At 59.6% G+C, this 7,141-nt stretch carries 7 protein-coding genes; 4 read left to right on the forward strand and 3 right to left on the reverse strand.

The features are described from left to right. Positions 1-339: 339 nt before the first annotated feature. Entirely contained in the window at positions 340-1,833 is a 1,494-nt protein-coding gene (locus tag F8N96_RS34675) for a CoA-acylating methylmalonate-semialdehyde dehydrogenase (RefSeq protein ID WP_150801625.1), read from the reverse strand. Positions 1,834-2,007: 174 nt separating this feature from the next. Further along, positions 2,008-3,357: an aspartate aminotransferase family protein gene (locus F8N96_RS34680; protein WP_128870467.1), complete on the reverse strand. Its 1,350-nt coding sequence runs from the start codon at positions 3,355-3,357 to the stop codon at positions 2,008-2,010. Between the two features lie 139 nt (positions 3,358-3,496). Here F8N96_RS34680 and F8N96_RS34685 point away from each other — a divergent pair, with 139 nt between their 5' ends. From F8N96_RS34685 to F8N96_RS34700, 4 genes are all read left to right on the forward strand, one after another. Beyond that, positions 3,497-4,417 (forward strand): LysR family transcriptional regulator, encoded by a 921-nt coding sequence (locus F8N96_RS34685; RefSeq protein WP_150801626.1) that lies wholly within the window; start codon positions 3,497-3,499, stop codon positions 4,415-4,417. 97 nt (positions 4,418-4,514) lie between these two features. Further along, positions 4,515-5,165, forward strand: coding sequence for a TetR/AcrR family transcriptional regulator (locus F8N96_RS34690; RefSeq protein WP_150801627.1), 651 nt, complete (start codon positions 4,515-4,517; stop codon positions 5,163-5,165). 7 nt (positions 5,166-5,172) lie between these two features. Continuing rightward, positions 5,173-5,754 carry an IMPACT family protein gene (locus tag F8N96_RS34695; RefSeq protein WP_150801628.1) on the forward strand — a complete coding sequence of 194 codons (582 nt, stop codon included), beginning with the start codon at positions 5,173-5,175 and terminating at the stop codon, positions 5,752-5,754. Positions 5,755-6,311: 557 nt separating this feature from the next. Next, positions 6,312-6,998 carry an SDR family oxidoreductase gene (locus F8N96_RS34700; protein ID WP_150801629.1) on the forward strand — a complete coding sequence of 229 codons (687 nt, stop codon included), beginning with the start codon at positions 6,312-6,314 and terminating at the stop codon, positions 6,996-6,998. A gap of 51 nt (positions 6,999-7,049) precedes the next feature. On the opposite strand, the gene F8N96_RS34705 is transcribed toward F8N96_RS34700, so the two are convergent. After that, positions 7,050-7,141 (reverse strand): IS3 family transposase (locus tag F8N96_RS34705; RefSeq protein ID WP_150801630.1); only part of this gene is annotated, 92 nt, incomplete at its 5' end.

Consider the following 7,141-nt stretch of genomic DNA (forward strand, 5'->3'; position numbering starts at 1 on the left):
CGGGAGGCGAATTCTACAGCGTTAGTCGCTGCTGTCAACACCTCTTTTTCTCCGCTTTCGACCGAGAAGATCGAACCGTTGATAAGGCGACAACACACTGCCTGATCAACTCCTTCTGGGCTTCGATAACCTGAAGCAACTCGCTGCCGAAAACTGCGTAACTCTTTGTTTACCAAGGAGTTTTCCGTTTCGACTGCGCCGGAAGTGGGGCGAATTATAGACTTCCAGAATCTGCCGTCAACACCTAATTTAACAATTCTGTCATATAAGGTAAAAAACCCCGGGAACACGAAGGCCGGCCCCCCTTCAATAGAGGGTGCCGGCCTTCTTCCCTTCTATTTACAAGCTAGGGAATGCGAATTGCGACGCCTCATGACTCGCCCGTTGCGGCCAGCGCTGGGTAATGGCCTTGCGACGGGTGTAGAAACGCACGCCATCGGGACCATACGCATGCAAGTCGCCGAACAGCGAACGCTTCCAGCCACCAAAGCTGTGATACGCCACCGGCACCGGCAAAGGTACGTTGACCCCAACCATACCGACTTCGATCTCATCGCAGAACAGCCGCGCCGCCTCCCCATCACGGGTAAAGATGCAGGTGCCGTTGCCATACTCGTGATCGTTGATCAGTTGCATGGCCTCTTCCAGGCTGCTGACGCGAACCACGCACAGCACTGGGCCAAAGATCTCTTCTTTATAGATGCGCATCTCTGGCGTGACGTTGTCGAACAGGCAGCCTCCCAGGAAGAAGCCTTCCTCGTGACCGGCCACGCTCAGGCCACGACCGTCGACGACCAGCGATGCACCAACCGAAACACCGTCTTCTATATAGCCGCTGACTTTGTCACGGGCCTGGCCGGAAACCAGCGGGCCCATGTCCAGGCCACAAGTCGTACCGGCACCGATCTTCAGCGCCTTGATCTGCGGCGTCAGTTTGGCCACCAATGCATCTGCAACCTGGTCACCGACGCATACCGCCACCGAGATCGCCATGCAACGCTCACCGCAGGAACCGTAAGCCGCGCCCATCAGTGCGCTGACGGCGTTATCCAGATCCGCATCCGGCATCAACACCGCATGGTTCTTCGCCCCGCCCAGCGCCTGCACGCGTTTGCCGCGCTTGGTGCCTTCGGCGTAAATGTATTCGGCAATCGGTGTCGAGCCCACGAAGCTCAGCGCCTTGACTTCCGGCGCTTCGATCAGCGCATCCACCGCCGCCTTGTCGCCATGCACTACGCTCAGCACGCCTTTGGGCAAGCCGGCTTCCAGCAACAGCTGGGCGATGAGCAGCGTCGAGCTTGGATCACGCTCGGACGGTTTGAGGATGAAGCAGTTGCCACAGACGATCGCCAGCGGATACATCCACAGCGGCACCATGGCCGGGAAGTTGAATGGCGTAATACCAGCGACCACGCCCAACGGCTGGAAATCCGACCAGGCATCGATGTTCGGGCCGACGTTACGGCTGTATTCACCCTTGAGGATTTCCGGTGCCGCGCAAGCGAACTCGACGTTCTCGATACCGCGCTTCAGTTCACCGGCAGCATCTTCCAGGGTCTTGCCGTGTTCTTCGCTGATCAGCTGCGCGATACGCGCTTCGTTCTGCTCCAGCAGTTGCTTGAAGCGGAACATCACCTGCGCACGTTTGGCCGGCGGGGTATTACGCCAGGCCGGGAACGCGGCCTTGGCCGAGTCGATGGCTTTCTGAATGGTTTCACGGCTGGCCAACGGCAGCTTGTGGATGGCCTGGCCGGTGGACGGGTTGTAAACGTCGGCGGTGCGGCCGTCTTCGGTGACCAGTTCGCCGTTGATCAAATGCGGGATAAGGCTCATGCGGGGCTCCAGAAAAGTTGTCCACAGGCGTCCATTGAAGGACGCCTGTATATAGAGGCTATTGTAGGAGCGAGCTTGCTCGCGAGGGATTCGAGGGCGCCGCGTTCAGCCAGGCAGCCCCCATTATCGTTGACGTCCATCGCGAGCAAGCTCGCTCCTACAAGTTTTTTCGAATCAGTCGATTTTGTTCAGCACTTCGCCGACCGCGTCGAACAGACGATCAAGGTCTTGCGGCTTGCTGTTGAAGGTTGGGCCGAACTGCAGGGTGTCGCCGCCGAAGCGCACGTAGAACCCGGCTTTCCACAGCGCCATGCCCGCCTCGAACGGACGCACGATGGCATCGCCGTCACGCGGTGCGATCTGGATCGCGCCAGCCAGGCCGTAGTTACGAATGTCGATAATGTTCTTCGAACCCTTCAGGCCGTGCAGTGCATTTTCGAAATGCGGTGCGACCTCGGCCACGCTCTGCACCAGGTTTTCCTTTTGCAGCAGGTCGAGTGCCGCCAGGCCCGCGGCGCAAGCCACCGGGTGCGCGGAATAGGTATAGCCGTGAGGGAATTCCACGGCGTACTCAGGCGTCGCCTGGTTCATGAAGGTCTGGTAGATCTCGGAGCTGGCAATCACCGCGCCCATCGGGATCGCGCCGTTGGTGACTTGCTTGGCGATGCACATCAGGTCTGGGGTCACGCCGAAGGTATCGGCACCGAACATTTTGCCGGTACGGCCGAAACCGGTGATCACTTCGTCGAACACCAGCAGGATGTTGTGCTGATCACAAATCTCGCGCAGACGCTTGAGGTAGCCCTGTGGCGGAACCAGTACGCCAGCGGAACCGGCCAACGGCTCGACGAACACGGCGGCGATGTTGGAAGCGTCATGCAACTCGATCAACTTCAGCAGTTCATCGGCCAGGGCGATACCGCCCTGCTCCGGCATGCCACGCGAGTAAGCGTTGCTCGCCAGCAGGGTGTGCGGCAGGTGATCGACGTCCATCATCGCCTGCCCGAACATTTTGCGGTTGCCGTTGACGCCGCCGAGGCTGGTGCCGGCGATGTTCACACCGTGGTAACCACGGGCACGGCCGATCATTTTGGTCTTGGTCGACTGACCTTTCAGGCGCCAGTAAGCGCGGACCATCTTCACCGCGGTGTCGGCGCACTCGGAACCCGAGTCGGTGAAGAACACGTGATTCAGGTTGCCCGGCGTCAGGTCGGTGATTTTCTCTGCCAGCTGGAACGACAGCGGGTGCCCGTACTGGAAGCCTGGCGAGTAATCGAGGGTGCCCAGTTGCTTGGCGACCGCTTCCTGGATTTCCTTGCGAGTGTGCCCGGCGCCGCAGGTCCACAGACCGGACAGCGAATCGTAGACCCGGCGGCCCTTGTCATCGATCAGCCAGCTGCCCTCGGCGCCGACGATCAGTCGCGGGTCGCGCTGGAAGTTACGGTTGGCGGTGTAAGGCATCCAGTGGGCATCCAGCTTGAGCTGGCTGGCCAGGGAGGACGGGGCGTTTTCGGGCAAGTTCATCAGCAAAACCTCGCAGGGCAATAAGCGGCATAGAGATCAAAAGCGTTCTTGCAGCTAAATTGCCACGGGGATAAAGTCGGTGAAATCCAACTTTTGTAACGTTCAGTCAGCCCTCCACTAAACTTTGAGTCATTAGCGCATGAGCAGCCGTCGTCCCGATCCGCTGGCACAAGTCAGCGACTTTGATATCCGCCTGCTGCGGATTTTTCGCAGTGTGGTCGAATGCGGCGGTTTTTCTGCGGCGGAATCGGTATTGGGGATCGGCCGCTCGGCGATCAGCCAGCAGATGAGCGACCTGGAGCACCGCCTCGGCCTGCGTCTGTGCCAACGCGGGCGTGCCGGGTTTTCCCTGACCGAAGAAGGTCGCGAGGTTTACCAGTCGGCGTTGCAACTGTTAAGTGCGCTGGAAAGTTTCCGCACCGAAGTCAACGGCCTGCACCAACACCTGCGCGGCGAATTGACTATCGGGCTGACCGACAACCTGGTCACCCTCCCCCACATGCGCATCACCCACGCCCTGGCGCAACTGAAGGAACGGGGCCCGGATGTGCAGATTCAGATCCGCATGATTGCGCCCAACGAAGTCGAACAAGGCGTACTCGACGGTCGCTTGCACGTCGGCGTGGTGCCGCAGGCCAGTGCGCTGTCGGGGCTGGAATATCAGCCGCTCTACAGCGAACGTTCGCTGCTGTATTGCGCGGTCGGTCATCCGTTGTTTTATGTCGACGACAAACAACTGGACGACGAGCGTCTCAACAGCCAGGACGCCATCGCGCCGACCTTCCGTCTACCGGCCGAGATCCAGGCCCATTACCAGGCGCTCAATTGCACGGCCAGCGCATCCGACCGTGAAGGCATGGCCTTCCTGATCCTGACCGGACGTTACATCGGATACTTGCCGGACCACTACGCCAGCCTCTGGCTACAACAAGGTCGCTTGCGTGCGCTGAAACCGACAGCGCGGTTCTATGACCTGAGCCTGGCGTCGGTCACACGCAAGGGCCGCCGCCCGCACCTGGTGCTGGAGAGTTTTCTGGAAAGCCTGGCGGCGACGCGTTAAAGCGTCCCGGGCTTTTATCGCACCCGGGACTTGTCTGGAGCCTGTGGGTGCGCTATCAACGCATTCGCTGCACCCACCCACCTGTCCGGAAGTGCCTATGACCTTTGAAGTCCCAGCCCACGGTGGCAAACCCGCCAGCCGCATTCGCCAGAAGAACGAAGAGACCATCATCAAAGCTGCCGAAGACGAGTTTGCCCGTCACGGGTTCAAAGGCACGAGCATGAACACCATCGCCCTGAAGGCCGGGCTGCCCAAAGCGAACCTGCATTACTACTTCACCAACAAACTCGGTTTGTACGTGGCGGTGCTGAGCAATATCATCGAACTGTGGGACAGCACCTTCAACACCCTGACGGCCGAGGACGATCCGGCTGAAGCGCTGACACGGTATCTCCGCGCCAAGATGGAGTTCTCGCGACGGCAACCTCAAGCCTCGCGGGTCTTCGCGATGGAAGTCATCAGCGGTGGCGAATGCCTGACCGAATATTTCAACCAGGACTACCGCGTCTGGTTCCAGGGTCGGGCGGGCGTATTCCAGGCGTGGATCGACGCCGGTAAAATGGACCCGGTCGACCCGGTGCACCTGATCTTTCTGTTGTGGGGCAGCACCCAGCATTACGCAGACTTCGCCACCCAGATCTGCCGTGTTACCGGGCGCACCAAACTGACCAGACAAGACATGGACGATGCCGGCAACAACCTGATCCGCATCATCCTCAAAGGCTGCGGCCTCACACCTGCCATTTGAGTTCCCAATGCCTTTCACCCTCAGCGGTTTTTGCGAGTACCGCGAAGAAGTTCGCAAAAGCCGCTTCATCACCCTTGCAGCGCCGATCAGCAGCCCGGCTGACGCCCAGGCGTTTATCGAGCAGCACAGCGATTTGAATGCCACGCACAACTGTTGGGCGTGGAAGCTCGGCGATCAATACCGCAGCACCGACGATGGCGAACCTGGCGGCACCGCCGGGCGGCCGATTCTGGCGGCGATCGAAGCCCAGGATTGCGATCAGGTCGCAGTACTGGTGATCCGTTGGTACGGCGGAATCCAACTGGGCACCGGCGGCCTCGCCCGGGCGTACGGCGGCGGTGCCAACAAGTGCCTGCAGGCGGCGCCGAAAGTCGAGCTGATCAGCCGGGTGCCGGTGAGTTGTGCCTGTGGGTTTGCCGAGCTGGCATTGGTAAAACTTCGGGTAGCCGAGGCAGGCGGTTTGATCGTGGAGGAGCACTTCACGGCCAACGGAGTCGAGTTGCAACTGGCCGTTGGCGAGGCCCGGATCGGCACCCTGCAATCGCAACTGGCCGACCTGAGTCGCGGACGCATTTTGTTGCAGCACTAATCGCACCAACAACGTTCACCGCCCGTTCGTCACAGCGCTGTACTTGCCCACATCTGCTGTGCACCCGCCTGTGGATAACCTGAGCACATTCGCCTGTAACCCTTCTGTCATGCGGCTTTGCGGCCTTTGTGCATTTTTCGTCCAATGTGCCATCAGAAAAGCTAAATCCACGTGAAAACAAATAGTTAGCGCGGTTTATCACCTTTAGGACAAAGCCGCACTTTGCTTATGCCCGGGCAGGGAGCTTGCGCACAAATACTGTGGAGCAATCTGTGGATAACCCGTTCATGACTGTCGCCGCCCCACATCCGGCATGGGCTGGTCGCGGCTGCTCGTTTTTTGACCAGAGCGCCTGAGCAGAACAGGAGCCTGATCAAGGGTTTTGCCCTCATGTAGGGCCTGGCCAGGGATCGACATAGTGCAAGGTGCCTCTCACAGCACCTTGTTGTGCACGACGTTTCGGTTTTAACTCGACGCGTTGCGCCAGGAGTTGCAGCAACGCATCGGGCAGCATTGTCCTTTGAATCCGTGATCTTCATTAATCAAGGAAACCACTCATGTCTACGGCAAAAACCGCACTCATCATCGGTGCCTCCCGGGGCCTGGGCCTCGGCCTGGTGAAAACCCTGCTGGCGGATGGTTGGCAAGTCACCGCCACCGTGCGCAACCCACAGAACGCCGAAGCCTTGCAGGCATTGGGCGCGGTGCGGATCGAAAAACTCGACATGGACGATCAGCAGGCGGTGATCGCCCTGAGCCAACGACTCAAGGACCAAGTGTTCGACCTGTTGTTCGTCAATGCCGGGGTCAAGGGGCCGGACGTTCAAACACCGGGCGGCGCGACGCTGGCCGAAGTCGGGCAGCTGTTCTTCACCAACGCCGTGGCTCCGATCAATCTGGCCCAGCGCTTCGCCGGGCAGATCCGTCCAGAGACCGGCGTGCTGGCATTCATGAGTTCGGTGCTGGGCAGCGTGACCATGCCTGACTCGCCGGAACTGGCGCTGTACAAGGCCAGCAAGGCGGCGCTGAACTCCATGACCAACAGTTTCGTGACGCAGTTGGGCGAGCAGACACTCACGGTGTTGTCGCTGCATCCGGGTTGGGTGAAAACCGATATGGGCGGTGAAGGTGCGGATATCGATGTCGACACCAGCACTCGCGGGTTGATTGATCAGGTCAACGCCTACACCGGCAAGGGCGGGCATCATTTTGTGAATTACAGGGGTGAAACGATTCCCTGGTAGCCACGCGGTCTCCCCCTGAACTGACCCCTAAATGTTGGACGGTCTTTGTCGCTAGCCAGCGGATCGTGTTCTGTATTCCACAGGACTCAGTCCGCCGAGCTTCGCCTTGATTCGGTCATGGTTGTAGTAACGGATGTATTTGT

The organism is Pseudomonas fluorescens (genome assembly GCF_902497855.1).
GTDB lineage: Bacteria > Pseudomonadota > Gammaproteobacteria > Pseudomonadales > Pseudomonadaceae > Aquipseudomonas > Aquipseudomonas fluorescens_BI.